This is a genomic window from Verrucomicrobiota bacterium, assembly GCA_027622555.1.
Classification (GTDB): domain Bacteria; phylum Verrucomicrobiota; class Verrucomicrobiia; order Opitutales; family UBA2995; genus UBA2995.
The window spans coordinates 16,967-36,354 of record JAQBYJ010000032.1 but is presented as its reverse complement, the minus strand read 5'-3'; the positions used below and the strand labels follow the sequence as shown (position 1 = coordinate 36,354).

Here is a 19,388-nt window from a genome sequence, read left to right as displayed (position 1 = left end):
TATTCAGCGGAAATAGGCCGGATTTATCAGGAACTTGAGGAAAAAGAAACGGCGCCCGTAACCACCGGACGCCGTAACAACAAACTACAAACGAAACTAAACTATGAACTTTATTGAATACATAGACGTGCTTCTTAGTAATCCGTTCAAAAAAAACAGAAAAAGGGTTAAAATTTTTATTTTCCCGGTTTTTTGTAGCCCATGGACCCAACAATAAAACGAACTCTGACTCAGGAATCTCAGGAAATATAAAAATTATCTGTCGACTTCAGCAGACAAGGAACAACAATGGCATAGCCGTTGACAAACTGGTCTGACCAGTCGTAGCTTGTTCGGCCTTAAGTAGTTACTTTCATGTCAGTATCACCAACCCAACCCCTGCGCGTAGCCATAATAGGTGCAGGATATTTCAGTCAGTTTCAATATGAGGCTTGGACCCGCATTCCGGAGGTCACCATAGTCGCGGCATGCAATCGTTCCGTAGATAAAGCTAAAGAAAAATGCGCCCAATACGGTATCCCTCGATTTTATTCGGATTGGAAGGAAATGGTTGATGAGGAAAAGCCGGATTTCGTCGATATCATTACTCCTCCTCCCACTCATCTGGAGATTTGCAAATACCTGGCCAAACGAAATATCCACATGATTTGCCAAAAGCCCCTAACGCCTAGTTATGAGGAATCTGTCCAGCTGGTTGGCTTGCTTCAATCAACAGAAGCACGATTCATGGTACACGAAAATTGGCGTTGGCAACCCTGGTATCGCAAAATCAAGGCCCTGATGGATGAAGGGAAGCTGGGGGAGTTGTTTAGTATTCATTTCCGAATGCGGGTCGGCGACGGATGGGGAGACAATGCCTACCTGGACCGGCAACCCTATTTTAGGGACTATCCAAAATTGCTCATGTTTGAAACAGGAGTGCATTTTCTGGATACCTTTCGCTACCTCGGTGGAGAAGTCAGCTCACTCTATGCAAAGTTGAATAAACGAAATCCAGTAATAGCGGGAGAGGATAGTGGAATCGTTATCTGCAATTTTTCCAGTGGGGCAACTGCAACGCTTGACGCAAATCGATATAATGAAGCCGAAACCGATGACGCACGATTTACCTTTGGTGTTATGCGGATCGATGGGTCCGAGGGACATCTGCAAATGGATCTGGCAGGTGATCTGACCTTCAAGCCGTTAGGCGGGCTTACCCAGACCGTTTCGTATGAGCATCCACGAATTAACTTCGCCAGTGACTGCTGTTTTCACCTGCAAAGACATTTTGTTGAACAGCTTTTAAACGACCTGCCGTTCGACAGTGAAGTGGAAGATTATCTCAAAACCCTTTCTTTGGTCGAAGCTTGTTATGAATCCTCTGCTACCAACCAAGTCGTTAACCTCTAAGAAAACATGACCACAGAAATACGCATATCAGCTTCAGAGGTTATTTTTCACTATTTTAAAGAAAAGATTAAGAGCGGTGAACTTCAAGCTGGTGATCCGTTGCCGAGTGAACGTACTTTGCAAAAACAGCTGGGTGTAAGTCGTTTTAGTTTACGAGAAGGATTGGCGCGCTTGAACGCAATCGGTGTGATCGATACCCAACATGGGAAAACCACGCGGGTATCCCAGACCGTGAATATGGAGTCGCTCAGAAATGTGTTTTTACCCCTTCAGGCAAATTTAGATACCCAAGCGCGGGGAGATCTCTATGAAGCGAGGATCACTCTTGAGGTAGAAATCGCGGGCCTGGCAGCGGTACGAAGAAGCGAGGAAGACCTCAAAGCATTAAAAATCAATCTTAGAGATGCGGAAGCATCCCTGCATGATGGCGATAAGTTCGGCTCACTCGATCTGGAATTTCATGAGTTGATTGCTATAGCTGCAGGCAACCGCTTTTTCCGCCAGATGCACGCGGTCATTCGAGATCAGTTGCAACCGATAATGAAATTGCATGCAAACGCCGAGGAACAAAGAAGGCTAATTCTTACCAAGCACAACGACCTCTTTACAGCTATAGAATCAGGAAACACACGAGAAGCCAGGAAGATGGCTCGGGATCATCTCGGAGTATTCAAATCGCACTACGCCTAAAAAGTATGACCCAAATTGTAGACCTTACCCACGCCGTTACCAAAGGAGATCGTGGCATAGATTACGAAGATAGTATGACCATCACCAAAAATGGATGGAACGCGCGCACCTGGCATCTGTATTCACATTCGAACACCCATATGGATGCACCCAAACATTTTATCGACGGTGGCGATACCATCGACAACACACCACTAGAAGTGTGTATGGGACCGGCTTGGTTAATAGACTTGGGCGAAGTTCAAGCCAGGCAGCTTCACACAATTGCGGACCTCGGGGACTATGTGGATAAAATCCAAGCCGGAGATCGAGTTATTTTGAAGACTGGCTGGGAAAAATACTTTGGCACGGACACCTTTAGAGACGACCTTCCCAGAATCAGTAAAGCTCTCGCGGAATGGTTTGTGGAAAAAAAGATTGCTCTACTTGGAGTCGAACCCCCTTCGGTAGCTGACGTGAATGATATTCGAGAAGTCACGGAGATTCACAGGATTCTCCTTGGCGCTAACATAACCATAGTGGAGAGTTTAAAAAACCTTCACAGGATAAAACAGGATCGCTTCGAGTTTATCGCCCTACCCTTGAAGTTGACCGGAGGTGATGGAAGTCCGGTTCGGGCCCTTGGGATTGTCTGACCAATACCAATTTGATGTTGGAATAAAAAAGGCCGGAGGTTCGAAAACATCCGGCCTCAAGAAAATTTAAAAGAGTCTCTTACTTTTCCTCAACTTTAGCTATGGTCGCGGGATCAACGCCCAAGTCGAGTAATACCGCCTTGGTGAGGTTGAAATCGTTCGTAGCATACAGGATTCCAGCTTCCTGGATATCGAACACCACATCATAATTTTGTGCTTTGGCTACTTTTTGAATCGTTTCCTGAACTTGATTAAGAATCGGCTTGAAGAGTACGGTTCTACGCTTGGTTAGCGTATCCTGCATTTGCTGCTGGTGATCATTCAGATCCTGTTGGAGCTGAGCCATCTCCTGCTGCCCGAGTTGCTTCATGTTGTCTGAAAGCGTTCCAGCTTGATTTTGAGCAACCAGTGCGTCGTATTTCGCTTTCATTTCATCATTCATCGCCTGCCCTTGAGTCAGGAACTTAGTCTGCATCTCCCGAAGCTCATCATTGGCTTTCTGCGTTACTGGTAGCAGGGCAATGATAGCTTCAGTGCTGACGAAACCGGTTTTTTGTTGTCCCTGCGCGAGGGTTGCTAAAGAGACGCAAAGTGTGAAAAGAGATAATAATTGGATTAATTTCATAGGCCTAACAATTAATAAAGGGGCTACAATGGGGATTGACCGCAGAAATTCAAGCAGGTTTCACAAGCAGTTTTTGACGGTCATTTAGGGAGACTTTACGACTTGAAATGCAGGTAATGACAGACATTTCCTCCAAACGAACCTGATTTCACTTCATACCAGGGTTCCATCCCAATCGATCCGGATGTACTCCCAGGATTACCAAAAAACTGGAACGGGTGTCATTTCAACAGATCCTTCTCATAGTTAGCCAACGCATCTGTGGCAGATTCCCACTCTTCGAGGAGTCGCTCAATTTTTAGTTTTGAAGCGTCATACTTAGTCATTGCTTCCTTCGTTTCATCGCCGAGTTTGAAAAACTCCGGGGCTTTCATTTTCTCCTCCAACTTCGCAACAACCAGCTCCAAGCTCGCAATTTGCTGCTCACACGTATCGATAAGCTGCTTTTGCGGTTTTAATTTCTCGCGAATCCGGGCATTGTGTTGCCGACGTTCCTTCGAATTCAGGCCTGTATTCAAATCGGAGGACGAAACAGTAACTGTCGAAGAATGAGCCAAGGCTTCCTCCTCCTTTTTTTGCAGATAATGAGACAAGCTACCATAATACCACCGAATTGAATTCTGCGACACTTCCAATACTTTGGTAACCAGAGGCTCCAAAAAATCCCGATCATGGGATACTATCATCATGGTCCCGGAGTAATCCGCCAATGCCGACTGCAATCGATCTTTCGAAGCCATATCCAAGTGATTGGTTGGTTCATCAAGAATCAGAAAGTTGGAACGCGCTAAAAGAATCTTGGCCAAAGCGAGGCGGTTCCGCTCACCGCCTGAAAGCACGCCCACCTTCTTGAACACGTCATCTCCCTCAAATAAAAATGATCCCAGGATGGATCGAGCTCGACCGACTTCACCCGCAGGTGACGCCCGCTCAACCACACTCAAGGCAGTATCTTCCTCGTCCAGAATATCCGCCTGGTGCTGAGCAAAATAAGCAGGCACGACATTGTGTCCAAGTTGAAACTCCCCTTCCTGAAACGGTTCTTCTCCTGCGATGATACGCACCAGTGTCGACTTCCCGGCACCATTAACTCCAACAACTGCTACCCGGTCTTCCCTTTCCAGAGAGAAGTCGATTCCCGCAAGCACTTTCAATTCTCCATAGCTCTTATGCAGGCCAGAGACTTCCAGCACTTTTTGCCCTGATCGTGGTGGAGAAAGGAAGGAAAAGTTTATTTGTTTCTCAGTATTCTCGATCTGAATGCGCTCTACCTTGTCCAGTGCCTTGACTCTACTTTGCACCTGTTTTGCCTTGGAACTTTTATAACGAAATCGTTCAATAAAGCGCTCGGTTTTTTCAATCTTACGCTGCTGATTTGCATGAGCCTTTCCCAGCAACTCAATGCGTACCGCGCTCTCAGATTCAAAGTAAGAATAATTCCCCGCATATACATCCAACCGTCCCATTGATAGAGCGAAGACCTTGGTGCAAAGCGTATCCAAAAATGCCCGGTCGTGCGATACAATGAGCAGTGCCCCTTCGTAGGATTTCAAATAATTCTCAAGCCATTGAAGCGACTCAATATCCAAATGATTCGTTGGCTCATCAAGCAATAGTAGTGAGGGCTGCTTTAAAAGAAGCCTGGCCAAAGCAATCCGCATTTTCCATCCACCGCTAAATTCGTCAGTCGGACGCTCCATATCGGACATCTGGAATCCAAGTCCCAATAAGACGGACTCCACCTTACTTTTCACTTTATGAGATTCGTGCATCTCGAGTTCGTGTTCCCATCCGCCCATAAGCTCCAGAAGATCATGGTATTCCTCCGTCTCGGGAGAAAGGCCATCCAATTGGTGATTGGCTTGCTCCAAATGCTCGCGGATTTCGATCACAGTCTCAAATGCCTCTTCAACTTCCTGGAGTAACGGAAGGCCTGAGATGGAAACGCCGTCCTGAGGTAGGTAGCCGAGGCTGACAAACTTGGCCATTTCGATCCGTCCAGCATCGACTTCCGTTTTTCCGAGAAGCGATTTGATCAGTGTTGTTTTGCCAGCGCCATTGGAACCAACCAAGCCGATTCGATCCCGAGCGTTGATTACTACGCCGACCTCATTGAAGATCACTTTCGGTCCGTATCGGAGCGAAACATTTTCTAACTCAATCATACTCGCCTAATCGTCTCTTTTCCTCGCCAGAAACACAGCGTGCGGCGTATTTTCATCCAAAGGTTCATTTCTGAAATCAGCAAAAGTTTCCAACAGTTCAAAGCCTGTTTTCTGTAGTAGCAAGTGTAACTCATGAGGATAAAACCAGAGGAGGCGAAGGTCGCGAAACTCTTCGCGAAGTTCATTTCCAGACCTATCAGACAAGGTATATCGGTTCTTTACCAACAGGGTCTGTTTTTCGAGGTCGATGGCCGAAGATTGGTGGCACGTGAGCTTCGAACCGTCTCTTCGTTTCACTTTCTTTCGTAAATGCCAATCTCCAGGATGATCATTCTCCATTTCTTCCCAGGGGAAAAACAAAGAGACGGCCAATCGACCTCCAGGCTCCAAATGTTGGTGAAACCGAAGTAAGGATTCTATGAGCAATTTTCGGGAAGCGACCATTTGCAAAGAGAACCCGGGTATAAAAATAAGCGAGTAGCGTTTCCCCATATCGAGCTCTTCCATGCGCTGAATTCGAATGTCAGTCTTGAGGGTTTGCTCAGAGGTCTTCTCCCGGAGTAGTCGAACCATATTCGCCGAATTGTCCATCCCATCCACATGAAACCCCTCTTTCAAAAGCGGTATCAAAATGCGCCCCGTTCCACAACCAACCTCAAGCGCACGCAAACCGGGCTCACCCATTAAGCTGCGCCAAAACGGCAAATCATCTATTTCCCCATCCAGTAGCTCATCATAGAAATCCGCATCCAGTCCGCTGTACAACCCATCCTTCATTTGCTCCCTCCTTTACCAGAGCCTTAGTCCGTCCGTAAATCTTTTAAGCGATACGCACAATTGTTACAAGGGCGAGAATTCCGCTTTAACTATGGATCAGCACTGCTAGGGTTGTTGAAAATTCTGTCTCATGGCCTCCAACAAAACCCTGTACTTACTCGACGGCATGGCGCTCATTTACCGGGCGCATTTTGCATTCATCCGCAATCCAATTGTTAATTCCAAGGGGTTTAACACGAGTGCCGTTTTTGGATACACTAACACGATTCTGGACCTGATCAAGAATCGCAATCCGACGCATTTGGCGGTGGCTTTCGATACGTCTGCACCAACTCAGAGGCATATCGATTTCCCTAAATACAAGGCTCAGCGCGAAGAAATGCCGGAGGATCTGAGGCTTTCCATTCCCAAGGTCTACGAGATAACCAGGGGCTTTAATATCCCGACTCTGGTAAAAGACGGTTACGAGGCTGACGACCTCATCGGCACCATCGCCAAACGCTATGTGAAAGAAGGATTCGACGTCTACATGGTAACACCCGACAAAGATTTTGCACAGTTGGTTGAGCCAGGTATTTTTATGTACAAGCCTGGAAGACAAGGTTCAGACATAGAAATCCTCGGCGTGGATGAAGTGAAAGAAAAGTTTGGTCTCGAATCACCCGAACAAGTGATCGACCTCCTCGGCCTCTGGGGTGACAGCGCCGACAACATTCCTGGCGTGCCTGGCATTGGTCAAAAGACAGGGGCAAAACTCATCCAGGAATTTGGATCCATTGAAAATATTCTAGCCAACACAGATAAATTAAAAGGGAAACAGAGGGAGAACCTGGAGAACTTCGCCGAGCAGGCACGTTTATCCAGAAAATTGGCTACCATCTGGACCGATTGTCCTATTGATGTTTCCATTGAAGACCTTGAACTCAACGAACCGAACCCGGAAATCCTGAAACCTTTGTTCGTTGAATTGGAATTCAATGCCATTGGCAAACGACTCTTCGGTGACTCATTTATAGCGGGTAGAGGACAGGGCGCCCAATTGGATATGTCCTTTGATGATGAGCCTTTAGATAACGAAATAAAAATGGAGGAAGCAGTCTTCAAAACGTTCGAATCCGAAAAACCGGATTATAAACTGATCGATTCAATCGCGGGCATTGAACAATTGGTGGCGGAACTAAACCAGCAATCATGCTTTTGTTTCGATACCGAAACAACCGGCTTGGATGTGTTGACCACCGACCTTTTGGGAGTGGCATTCTCGTACAAACCCAAAACGGGTTATTACGTTTCGATACCCACCGACAACGAGGAAAAACAACAATTCCTCGATGCATTAAGGCCTGTATTTATAAATCCGGACACTGAAAAAATCGGCCATAACATCAAATTCGATTACAGTGTTTTGATGCAGCATGGTATTCAAGTTCAAGGGCCACTCTTTGACACGATGATCGTGCATACCCTGGTCGACCCAGACCAGCGGCATAACATGGATTTCCTCGCTCAGTCCCTGTTGGGGTATAAACCGATCTCCATCACGTCGCTCATTGGTGAAAAAGGAAAGGAGCAAAAATCGATGGCCGATATCCCCCTCGCTGAAGTCGTTGATTATGCCTCTGAAGATGCGGATATTACTTTTCAACTTAAGGCGATTCTTGAGCCACTCCTGATAGAAACGGGTCAAGAAAAAGTGTATCACGAAGTGGAAGCACCGTTGATTTCCGTCCTGGCAAAAATGGAAGCCACCGGTGTTCGCATCGACCCGGAGACATTGATCGCTTTCTCAGCCGAATTGGAAATTGAGATAAAAAGCTTGTCCGAAAAGATCAGGGACCTTGCAGGAACCGACTTCAATTTGAATTCGCCCAAGCAGTTGGGCCAGGTGTTATTTGATATCCTTAAACTAGATCCAAAAGCAAAGAAAACCAAGACCGGCCAATATGCCACCAACGAGCAAGTCCTCACTCGTCTCGCCTCGAAACATGAAATCGTTCAATCCATTCTCGATCACCGCGGTGCGAGTAAATTGAAGAACACTTACGTTGATACTTTGCCCGGATTCATCTCTCCGTCCACGGGTCGAATTCACACAACCTACAATCAAACCATTACAGCGACAGGACGTTTAAATTCTTATAATCCGAACCTCCAAAACATCCCGATTCGGACAGAACGTGGACGAGAGATAAGGAAAGCGTTTATCGCAGGTGGTGAGGAATTTACGCTACTAGCAGCCGATTACTCGCAGATAGAGCTCCGGATTTGTGCCGCCCTAAGCAAAGAAGAAGCTATGATGGATGCGTTCATCAATAATCTTGATATTCACTCAGCCACAGCTGCCCGTATTTTCGATACCGCTTTAACTGAGGTGACTCCAGACATGCGTCGAACTGCAAAAATGGTGAACTTTGGAATCATCTATGGAATCAGCGCACATGGGCTTGCCCAACGTCTGGGAATTGGGCGTGCGGAATCCGCGGACATCATAGACGAATATTTCAAACAATATCCCAAAATTAAAGATTTGATGGAATCGACCATCGAAAACGCACGCAAACACGGTTACGTGGAGACACTACTTGGTCGTCGGCGACCGCTTCGGGATATCAATTCGGCAAACGGTACCGTCCGCGCTGGTGCTGAACGGGTGGCGATCAATACACCCATTCAGGGAACCGCGGCAGATATGATAAAAATTGCTATGCACAAAGTCCAGGATCTGCTCGAAAACGAGCAAACCAGGACCCGGATGCTGTTACAGATTCACGATGAATTGGTCTTCGATCTTCACCAGGATGAAAGAGATACTCTTCCGCCAAAGATTGTTGCGTGCATGCAAGCCGCCCTACCCCTTTCCGTCCCGATTGTAGTGGACACAGGAACCGGAGCCAACTGGCTCGAGGCACATTAATTTAAGAAACTAATCAGGAGAACGGATCGGACGGTCCACAAAGATGTCCGCACCCAATTGGCACTTTTTAATGCCTTGACCAGGTTAGAATCGAAACCACCAAGTAATTGCTTGTACAGTGGCATAAACCGAAAAAACGTAACTCCCCAGGTCAGTAGCAAGAGCCCAAGATTTATCCAAATCGTTTGACCATAGCGCATCATCCAGGAGCTGCCCAACAAAGTGACGGCCGTTACCAATTCAATTATCATAATCGGCAAAACCACTTGGCTCGTTCGATGTTGATGAAATTCTGCCGCCTCCCGGCGCTTTTCTTCAGCGACAAAATTTAAAAACGGATAGTGAACCATCTGAACAAACCAGACAATTCCTGTCATCAAAAGCGTTGAAAAAACGTGCGCCTGAATTGCGAGGCTTTGAAGACTAGGTTCCAACATAAGTGGCCCATTGTCTAGTCGACCAACTAGGGGTCAATCCAATCGTTACACTAAAACTCCTCCTTCGGTCTGGATAGACCAGAGGTAGTATTTACCATACGTTTTGACGTCTACCGTTGTCTCGTGTTTTTCGATTGAGGGATCAAGATTTGGAACTGCCTGATCGATAAAAACTTTTCCGCCTGGGCATACGCCGCAGAGCCGGGTAGCTACATTGATGGGTCGTCCTATGTAATCACCATCAAAAGGCAACTTACTACCGAGACCTATAGATATCCCAACACCGAGGGAATCGGGAGTACCTTCAGTAAAGTGTGGGCTCTTCCGCAGGTGCTGATAACGGCTATTGAGACGCAAGCATCCCTCAACTGCGGCGTCGACAGCGAACTGCCGATCTTCGAACGTAGTTTGCCAAACTGCCAGCACACCGTCTCCCATAAATTTTATCATTTCAGGCGAATATTTAGCAAAACTCCGTTGGATGATTTGATAAAATGCACCCATAACACCACAAAGATAGGGGGATTCAATATTAGGACGTTCGGAGAAATGTGAAAATCCACGAATATCCACCACGGCAGCCAGGATTTCACAAGGGTCCCCAAACTTCACATTCGGTTCGGTGTTTCGGAGGTCCTCGAAGAGCTCAAACAATTTACTTTCAAACTTGTAAACCGAAAGTTTTGATGAAGCAGAACTGGTCAGCGTTAGACCCGTTTTAAAATTAATCTTTTCCTTATTATAAAAAGCTAATTCGGCGGACGGCATTTCCTGACTTCCTGCCTCTGGGGTAAGCCGAACACGGATACTTTCCACAGGCTCGGTACATCTGGCGATTGTTCGCAAGATACAGGACACATCGGGCTCATCTGAAACAAGAGGGCCACTGTGTGTTTCAACCGAATAAACAATGTGCCCCAAAGCCGGGTGACTCGCACGAAAATGGGTCGTAATATCCCAAAGGTCCCGAAAGTCGAGATTTGAGAGTGAATAGTGCTTTTGGATGAAATGAGTATTCATAAAATGGTAACGGCAGAAACGGCCGAAATAATCGGACTACAAAGATTTTTTAGAAAGGTAATCTGGTAAAATAAATGAGTTAAAAATGGATGTAATAAGAAGGTCAAAACCAGGGTGGCAGGACTTTCATGTTTACGAGTAAAAGCATCAGAAATGAACTGCAACGACTATCAGGCATCAACTCAACTAACCTGAACGCTCCGGCAAGTTTTCACGCAGTTTTTAAAAACGGAGCCTTCGACCAGACATTTTTAGCTCCAAAACATGACTTTAACTCCCGAAGAGGCGCTGGAAAGCCAGCTGCTAACGCCACCATTGACCAGGACGCCCTTGTCGTTATTGGAGTGGGCAAGTGCTTCTAGCGGAATAATTGCATTGATCACTGAAACACTTCGGCGACTATTCCCGTCGATTCAAGAAGGGAACGGGTTCCTGGTCATTAACACAGTCTTAGTGGTAGCCATCGGATTGGTCTGTATTCAAGGAATTCCCATTCTCACTCAGGAGTTAATAAGTAAACGCAGAGGCACAGCCGATTACTACATGTTGGCCCTCCTTATTTTTTGTATAGTGGGTTCGGTCGTGGAGATGCAAAAAGACCTGCAAAATCATTTCCTGGGAATCCTGCCAATACTCTTCGCAGGTTATGGCATCACCAAACGAAAATACCGCGAGTATAATGTGAGTCTTCAAAATGCGGCTCATGCTCTTGAATCAGGCAGCGGACCAAAACTGGAGATATTTGAAGAATCCAAACAATCCCATACAGTCGGTATCGAATCTGTAAAAGCAGGTGACTATCTAAAAATCAAAACAGGCAATCGGATCTGGGTGGCTGGCATTATCCACAAAGGTTATGGATTACTAAACCAAGCCTCTCCTCAATCAACCCCAGTACCTCGCCGCTGCGGTAATGGCGATACGGTTAGCGCTGGAGAAATTCTCATAGAGGGCGAATTAATAATCCAGGCTACCGAAAACGGAAGTTCCCCTTCAAAACCCGTGGGGGAAGAGGTGACTTCATGGCTGGATCAGTTTCGATCCTTAGTTTTTAATAGAAGACAGAAGCTTTTACGATTCGTTTGGATCAGCTTTATTATCGTCATCCTTATTGCACAATTCCTGTATTCGCATCTCAAAGGAACATGGCAAGACGGGCTGGTCCCCGCGGTATCGCTTCTTATTGGCCTCAACCCTTGGGGAATTGTATTGATTTTACCGTTACTTTGGAGGCGAAGGTTTACCGTAACAGCTTATAAAGGAATCCAATTCCGCAATCTGAAATTAGTGGAACTCTTTAGTAGTCAGCTTGAAATCGTTTTAGAAAAAACAGGGATCCTCACCGAACCGGGAATCGTGAGAAAGAAGATAATTCTTTCCAAGCACTTTAGAGGAAAGTCTCCCTTCCTTATAAGAACCATTCGAGCGATGGAGGAAGCCGCGTCCTTGTCGTTGGGAGCGCACTATTTTTCTCAAGATCCCAATAAAAAAAGCGTCACGATCAAACAGCTGTTTCAATCTGAAAAAGGATCCATAGAAGCGGAAATCTTCGATGAAGAGGAACGCCGGATTTTCATCCGGGTGGGTTCACTAAAGTCGATGCCCTATTTTACGCACAGTGGCTTTAAGCAACTCAACACCCAAGTAGGAGAATTCCCTCCCAGGCAAAGATTGTTTGTTACTCTTAACGACATCCCGGCTGCTATTTTTGTGTGGGATGAAGAGATCAAGGAAGAAGGCCTTGAGTTACTCAAGGAAGCTTCAGACAACGACCTCAAAGTAACCATAGTCACTAATGATTCCCGAACAAAGCTGGAAACGTTTAGTGGTCAGCCCATTATAAAGGTTTCTTCTGCAAAAGAGAAAATGGAAATCGTGCAGAACATTCAAAAAAACAAAAAACATGTCCTTTATCTGGGCTATGGACGCAATGACATCCCAGCCCTTGCAACTGCTTCCGGAAGTATGATGATCGAAAACGGAGATCCGCATGCACTTCCATACTCAGATGCGGTTGTAACCAACGACGGTTTAAAACTTTTGGTAGGAGAATGGCTACGCTTTATAAAAGCTCGTTCCATTGCAAAGTACATTACCCTAACCGCAATCGCACAGGCAGTAATTATTCTTTTGCTTACTTTCACTCACACCCTAAACCCTTGGCTCGCTACCCTTCTTACTGGTATAATTGGAACAGTAATGATGGTGCAGACACTCCGAGTCGAAAAATAAGTCATGAACTGGAAAGCCCAAATAAGATCTGACTTTAGAAAAACATGAGATTTCTCATTCGTACAACAGTCGGCACATTAGCAATGGTAGTCGGAATGGTCCTGGCCGCCATTGTAGGAATATACCTGCTGTTTTGGAGCAGTCTTCCTTCCTATGATGGTCACCGTACCAGCGAAGGTATTAATGAAAGCCTCACTATCGAGCGTGATAAACTTGGTGTACCTACTATCAGAGCAAACTCCCGAGAAACGGTATCGTACGGAATAGGTTTCTGCCACGGTCAGGACCGTTTCTTCCAAATGGATATGCTACGCCGAGTCGCTTCCGGAGAACTGTCCGCTCTGGTTGGAAAAGGAGGCATTGGCATGGACACAAAGGTCCGACTCCACAATTTCCGGGAACACTCAAAATTAGTTTGGGAAAATCTGAGTGACTATGAAAAAACGATTCTAAAACAATACACGAAAGGCGTAAACGAAGGCCTCACCAGTTTGAAAACAAGACCACCCGAATACTGGTTATTGAAAGTGAAACCGCAGCCCTGGTTACCGGAAGACAGTATTCTGGTTATTTTCACATTCTATCTGGACTTGCAAAACAATCCGGATCTGGACTACGCACGTTGGGTAGCACGAAAGACCTTACCCAAGGAAGTTGTTCAATTCTTGGACGGGAATTCACATTCATGGGAGGCAGCCATTGATGGCAGTCAAATTTTGAATCGAGAAATTCCGGGTCCTGAAGCTTTTTCATATCTTAAAGCGACTCCAAAAGATTCTGCCTTTATCGAAATTCCCGATGCGGTGGAACGTATGCCGGGAAGTAATAATTGGGTCGTGGGACCAGAAGCTTCCGTTAGCGGATTCCCCATATTGGCGGAAGATCCGCACCTCAATTTGGGTGTACCCAACACTTGGTACAAGATGTCGTACTCATTCAGTCCAGATGGTACGGACAACGTTTTAGACATTCATGGGTTCAGCGTCCCCGGTCTTCCAGGAATTGCTTTTGGGACTAACGGGCGAATGGCTTGGGGAATTACCAATGGTTCTCTCGATACGGATGATTTGATAATTCTAGAACCGAGTGAACACGGATTTCCCGAATACAAAACATCAACGGGAACTGCTCAAATACAACAAAAACAGGAGATCATAGCGATCAAGGGTGCCGAGCCGATGACCATGGAAATTGAATATACTCAGTGGGGACCCGTGGTGGGAGAGACACCCACAGGAGAAAAACGGGTTCGCCGATGGTCCGCCTATCACCCAGATGCAGCAAATATTCGTTCAATGCTGATTGAGCGTTCGGTCACCAACGAAGAATTTATAGAGACTTCTTATGAATCAAACTTGCCAGTCCAAAACTATGTCTTGGCAGATGATGGCGGGAATATCGCCTGGACCTTATCAGGATTCCTGCCAGATAGAAATGGCCGTAACCCGTTTGATTCAATAAATTCCAGCGAAGCGGATCAGGCCTGGACAAAGAAGCTTGAACGTAGCGAGTTCCCCAAAATCACAAACCCTGAAAACCACCTTCTATGGACGGCCAACAACCGCGTCTCAGGAGAAGAAAAGTATTTGAGCCTGGGAAGCGGCGATTTTTCAGAATTTCCACGAGCCTACCAAATCAGAGAAAAACTGCTTGCCAAGGAAAAGCACAGCCCACGTACCTTGGCGGCCATCCAACACGATAATTCGGTTACCTTTTTAATTCGTTGGCGTAAGTTATTGCTGGATACTTTGAATGCTTATGAGAAATCCAATTCTGAATTGGCGAGGTTTAAAAAAGAAGTTGAAGACTGGAACGGTCGAGCAGACGGCAATTCAATTGGTTATACCATAATAAGGGATTTTCGAAATCGCCTGACGGTTGAAGTACTCCGGCACATTACCCAACCTTGTTACGAATTTGAGCCGGAGGAATTCGATCCCTTTCGCTTCATGACAGAAGAAGCAATTTATCAAATTGTTTGTGAGCAACCTGACTATTTGCTGAACCCCATCTATGATTCCTGGCTCCACCAATTCAGTAGTGTGATTGATGAGTTATGCATCCGCATTAAGGAACGCGGCTGGGATGCATTTCGATGGGGAAATAGAAATCAATCAGACTATCGCCATCCCATCACGTACGCTGTCCCAGCTTTGAACGGAATTTTGAGTATGCCGCAAATCCCACTTGAGGGAGATCATTACTGTCCAAAAGTTTTGAGCCACAGTTTGGCAGCTGGAGTTCGTATGATAGTAAGCCCGGGTAAGTTGGAAGACAGTATCTTTCAAATGGGTTGCGGCCAAAGTGGCCACTTCATGTCCAAAAACTACCGCGACCTACAACGCCTTTGGGCAACAGAAGAGTATCTGCCTCTGCTGCCTGGAGAAGTCGTCCATTCCCTCACCATAAGCCCGCGATAAATCCAGAATCACTCAAGGAAGCATCAGGAGGCAGCTAATACCTGACAACCCTTCAGATCCAGTTTTCCGCTGGCAAGAATAGGAATCTCTTCCACTTGTTTAACGATTCGCGGTATCCAGAGATTTGGATAACCTTCATCGATCAATTTCTGACGCAACAATTCTTCATCAATCGTAATACAAGTTATCAGAACAAGCACTTCGCCTTTATCGTCGTCGGGCCGCGAGGTAACAACGATAGACACCGTTTCCTCATCCTTCAAATCGAGGACTTCAATAATTTTTGATTCGATAGTCTCATGAGGCACCATCTCGCCACCAATTTTGGAAAATCTGGACTCACGCCCTTCTATGTGAAGAAACCCATCTTCATCAAAACGAGCCAGGTCACCTGTTTTAAACCATCCGTCCTTTAACACTTCGGCATTAAGATCTGGATCTCCCAGGTAACCTCCAAAAATATTGCCTCCTTTAAGGTAAAGCATCCCTGGCTCAAAAAGACTTCTTTCCTCGCCGGAATCTGGATCTTTAATACGCGCCGTTATTCCTGGAACCATTCTGCCAACAGAACCACGGCGGTAAGCAGTCTGAGGGACTGCTTCTTCATTTGTTTGAACAGGGTTTTTTAGATTTACGCTCACCACAGGCGAAGTTTCCGTGATCCCGTAACCTTCAAAAATATCAGAACCGAATTTTTCGTTCCAAAGGTCAAAAAACTCTGGTGTCACTCGTTCAGCTCCTGCGACAACCAAATCAAGAGTGGCCATCTTTTCAGCTGGAATACGTTTGACGTATGGCTTGAAGAAAGTGCGTGTGCCAATGAATACAGTGACCTTTTCAGCCTCGATTGCATCCGCAATTTTCTTCTGCTCCAAAGGTGAAGGGATAGTCACCATTTTCAATTGACGAAACAAAGGATACCAAAGAGTGACAGTAAACCCGAAACTGTGAAAAATGGGCAGGCAACACATCAACGAGGTATCATCTTTACTAAGCAGCGCTACTTCATCGATCTGCAGCACATTTGACATGATATTGCGGTGTGACAACGGAACTCCTTTGGGCTCACCAGAGCTTCCACTTGTGAAAAGCAGTCCTGCTTCTTCGTTATTTCCGTATTTTGGAATGTTGTAAATCCGGATCAACAAAGCGGATGGGAAAATCACTACCATCAGGAACCGAAGCAAAATAGCTTTCTTATCCAATCCTTGTAGAAGGGGTACGATATCGATGGTATGCTCGGGCCACGGGAAATTCGGAATTTTTTTAATCAAAGCATCGGCAGTGATAACTGTGTCGATCTCACCTTTCCGGTACGATGATTCAATAGCCGCTTTTCCCGCAGTGAAATTGAGATTCACGGGGATCTTACCTGCAAAGAGGACACCTAAGTTTGCAACCGTGCCAGCAATACCCGGAGGAAGTACAATTCCAACACGCCTTCCAGGAATATTGCTTTTGACATATTTCGAAATCAATAGCCCCAGCACCAAAATAATTCCGGACTTCAAAGACTTTCTGCCAGCCGTATAATCGATGAGTTGCTCGAAAAATGGTCGCCCCGCAAGCCCACGAAAACAAACATCAGCAATATGGCCTGAAAGCTCCTTACGCTTTTGAAAACAACTCTCAGATAAGTCCAGCATAGCCTGACGCACATGAGAGAGGGTCATATCTCCAGGAGAGATCGGTTCGCCAATCTCAATATTAATAACCATTCTAAGAGGCTTGCTCTTCAACTTCATCCCCTCGGGGTTAAAAAAGGAAAATCGGGTCTGCCAGAGATTATCCATGAAAACCGGAATTACCGGAACACCACTTTCCCTGGCAATTTCCTCAAATCCCGGCTTCAACCCCATCATACTTCCGGTTCGAGAAACTTGACCTTCCAAAAAGACGCCGAGCAATCTTCCTTGCTTAAGGTGTTCTACGTTTTTTTCAAAATAAGAATGAGTCTTGTTTGGCGGAATTAACTCGATGAATGATAATTTGAGTAACCAGCGAAAACGATTTGTTTTATGCAGGGTATCGGACGCAATGAATCGAATCTTACGACGCGTCGCAATGCTTAGGAATACAACGTCCAAGTATGTCATGTGGTTACTCACAATGACGGCTCCGCTATCCTTGGGGACATATTCATGTCCTTCAACGCGGATGCGATAAATAATCCAGACTAGTAACTTGGCTATCAAAAAATTTCTGTGGTGAAGAATATTGGCAATAGGATATGCCTAAGAACCAAAGCCAATTTCCTCAACGAAGCTTTTTAGGTCAAGATCAACCAAACGGTTTAGTACCCTTATTGAGAAATCACGTTTTGAATCGCATGGGCTCTCCCAAGAATGAATACTATGCATTTTTGTCAAAGAGGTTAGTAGCCCTCCTATTCTTATTTGGAGATTATTTTTAGCCTCTACTTCCAATGACCTATTATCTAAACGAACCCACTAAATTGGCGTATTCATTATAATAAAATCTAACCTCATCTATTCCAACTGGCCTTTTCGTGCGCGTAGCAATTCTCCATAACCACCTCAAGCCTGGCCGCATTACTCGAGTCATCGAAAATACGGTTCGCGCCCTGAATTTGGCTGGAATCGAATCACTTGTTTTTTGCTCGAAACAAGCAAATATTCTAGCGTACCCATTTGCCAATGTCAGATTGATTCCAGAATTGGCATCTAAAAAGTCATTAAGTCAACCCCGGGCAGAAGACTTGAAAAAAGCCCTTGAAACAAGATGTAAGAATGAATGGGGTTCCTTACCCGACCTGTGGCATGTCCACAACCACAGCTTAGGGGAGAATTTGGTGATCCCAGCTGTTGTCTCACAATGGGCTGGCGAAAAACAGAAGCTACTTTTGCATTTGCATGACTTCGCCGAAGATGGACGGCCTGCGAATTACAAATCCCTTCGGGAGGAACTCGCCAGCAGGAATATAGAAAACCTTAACCAGACCCTGTACCCGATGGGTGAACACATCGGCTATGCATTTTGCAACGAACGCCATCGCAATTACTTTAAAGCTGCGGGTATCGAGGATCGACATAATAACCTACTCATAAATCCAGTTAACTACCCGGAAGATAGGACGGTTGGCATGGATTCCCCCATTCTGAAGGACAAAAAATTGTACCTATGCCCGACACAATGTGGACGTAGAACTAACATAGGGGAGTTTATACTGTGGTCAGCCGCGGCCTCGAAAGAAGAAGTATTTGGATCAACGATGGCACCCGCCGAAGCAAGTACCTTGTCAATTTACAACGAATGGGAAGCGATTGCGAAAAACCTTGGAATCCCTACACAATTCGGACTCGGCGAACAACATAGCCTCCATGCACTCATAAACAAAGCCTATGCCGTTGTTACTACTAATATGGGCGATGGGTTTGCAAATACTTATCTGGAACCGTATTTAGCCGATGCGCAACTGGTCGGGCGTGATCTTCCGGACATCACCAGCACATTTACTGATCAGGGTATTCGGTTCGAAGGACTTTATCCGCGACTTGATGTCCCGATTTCATGGATTGGGGAGAACTACTTGAGAAAAACGGTCCATCAGGCCCTGGTTCGACACTACCAAAACTATCGCCAGGTTTTCCAGAAGCCGATGACCGATGAAGCTATGGACAATATAACTCAAGAGGATCTTGTCGATTTCGGTCGCCTTAATCAATCCATGCAAAAAACGGTCATTGAAATGGTAAACCAAAATAAATCCTTAAAGTTAGACTTCGCACCAGAGAAACTCGACCGTCTATTGTCTCCTAAGCAAATGGAAGACAACCGCGTCTCTATCCAGCGGAGTTTTAATACAAAGACATACGGGAAAACCCTAATAGCCATTTACCAAAACATCCTGAATGCACCTGCGGCGGCTCCAGATTTTCTGGATACGACTGAAGTGCTTAAATCTTTCCTCAATCCGCGGTACTTCAACCTGCTTCGTACCTAAACACTTGGATCCGGAACGGGAGATATTAGCTTCGCCTACAAGATGCATCGCGATACGGTTTGAATGCACTGGTTAACCTTGTTTTCCAATGCCTGGAATTCCCGAGGCCACGAGAAT

At 45.8% G+C, this 19,388-nt stretch carries 13 protein-coding genes; 7 read left to right on the top strand and 6 right to left on the bottom strand.

Annotated elements, in window-relative coordinates; translation table 11 throughout:
- Window positions 1–354: 354 nt before the first annotated feature.
- The 3 genes from O3C43_10560 to O3C43_10550 are packed head-to-tail and all read left to right on the top strand — an operon-like array spanning window position 355 to window position 2,717.
- Entirely contained in the window at window positions 355–1,392 is a 1,038-nt protein-coding gene (locus O3C43_10560) for a Gfo/Idh/MocA family oxidoreductase (GenBank protein ID MDA1066934.1), read from the top strand.
- 6 nt (window positions 1,393–1,398) lie between these two features.
- Window positions 1,399–2,082: a FadR/GntR family transcriptional regulator gene (locus tag O3C43_10555; protein ID MDA1066933.1), complete on the top strand. Its 684-nt coding sequence runs from the start codon at window positions 1,399–1,401 to the stop codon at window positions 2,080–2,082.
- A gap of 5 nt (window positions 2,083–2,087) precedes the next feature.
- The gene (locus O3C43_10550; protein MDA1066932.1) at window positions 2,088–2,717 is read left to right on the top strand and encodes a cyclase family protein; all 630 of its coding nucleotides are present in this window, start codon (window positions 2,088–2,090) and stop codon (window positions 2,715–2,717) included.
- A 79-nt stretch (window positions 2,718–2,796) separates the two neighbouring features.
- Here the strand turns inward: O3C43_10550 and O3C43_10545 are convergent, their stop codons facing one another.
- The 3 genes from O3C43_10545 to O3C43_10535 all read right to left on the bottom strand — a co-directional run bounded on the left by O3C43_10545 (window position 2,797) and on the right by O3C43_10535 (window position 6,284).
- Window positions 2,797–3,342 carry an OmpH family outer membrane protein gene (locus O3C43_10545; protein MDA1066931.1) on the bottom strand — a complete coding sequence of 182 codons (546 nt, stop codon included), beginning with the start codon at window positions 3,340–3,342 and terminating at the stop codon, window positions 2,797–2,799.
- 221 nt (window positions 3,343–3,563) lie between these two features.
- Window positions 3,564–5,507 carry an ABC-F family ATP-binding cassette domain-containing protein gene (locus O3C43_10540; GenBank protein MDA1066930.1) on the bottom strand — a complete coding sequence of 648 codons (1,944 nt, stop codon included), beginning with the start codon at window positions 5,505–5,507 and terminating at the stop codon, window positions 3,564–3,566.
- Between the two features lie 6 nt (window positions 5,508–5,513).
- Window positions 5,514–6,284 (bottom strand): class I SAM-dependent methyltransferase, encoded by a 771-nt coding sequence (locus O3C43_10535; GenBank protein MDA1066929.1) that lies wholly within the window; start codon window positions 6,282–6,284, stop codon window positions 5,514–5,516.
- 130 nt (window positions 6,285–6,414) lie between these two features.
- On the opposite strand from O3C43_10535, the gene polA reads away from it, so the two are divergent.
- On the top strand, window positions 6,415–9,198 hold the full coding sequence (polA, locus tag O3C43_10530) for a DNA polymerase I (protein MDA1066928.1): 2,784 nt from the start codon (window positions 6,415–6,417) through the stop codon (window positions 9,196–9,198).
- On the opposite strand, the gene O3C43_10525 is transcribed toward polA, so the two are convergent.
- Both O3C43_10525 and O3C43_10520 read right to left on the bottom strand, forming a co-directional pair.
- Entirely contained in the window at window positions 9,195–9,635 is a 441-nt protein-coding gene (locus tag O3C43_10525) for a hypothetical protein (GenBank protein MDA1066927.1), read from the bottom strand. The genes polA and O3C43_10525 overlap by 4 nt on opposite strands.
- Before the next feature lie 45 nt (window positions 9,636–9,680).
- Window positions 9,681–10,655, bottom strand: coding sequence for an adenylate/guanylate cyclase domain-containing protein (locus O3C43_10520; protein MDA1066926.1), 975 nt, complete (start codon window positions 10,653–10,655; stop codon window positions 9,681–9,683).
- A 264-nt stretch (window positions 10,656–10,919) separates the two neighbouring features.
- Between O3C43_10520 and O3C43_10515 the strand changes: the two genes are divergently transcribed.
- On the top strand, window positions 10,920–12,887 hold the full coding sequence (locus tag O3C43_10515) for a hypothetical protein (GenBank protein ID MDA1066925.1): 1,968 nt from the start codon (window positions 10,920–10,922) through the stop codon (window positions 12,885–12,887).
- A gap of 44 nt (window positions 12,888–12,931) precedes the next feature.
- Entirely contained in the window at window positions 12,932–15,307 is a 2,376-nt protein-coding gene (locus tag O3C43_10510) for a penicillin acylase family protein (protein ID MDA1066924.1), read from the top strand.
- A gap of 23 nt (window positions 15,308–15,330) precedes the next feature.
- Here O3C43_10510 and O3C43_10505 read toward each other — a convergent pair whose 3' ends face one another.
- On the bottom strand, window positions 15,331–17,502 hold the full coding sequence (locus O3C43_10505; protein ID MDA1066923.1) for an AMP-binding protein: 2,172 nt from the start codon (window positions 17,500–17,502) through the stop codon (window positions 15,331–15,333).
- 314 nt (window positions 17,503–17,816) lie between these two features.
- Between O3C43_10505 and O3C43_10500 the strand changes: the two genes are divergently transcribed.
- Window positions 17,817–19,271: a hypothetical protein gene (locus O3C43_10500; GenBank protein MDA1066922.1), complete on the top strand. Its 1,455-nt coding sequence runs from the start codon at window positions 17,817–17,819 to the stop codon at window positions 19,269–19,271.
- Window positions 19,272–19,388 lie beyond the last annotated feature (117 nt).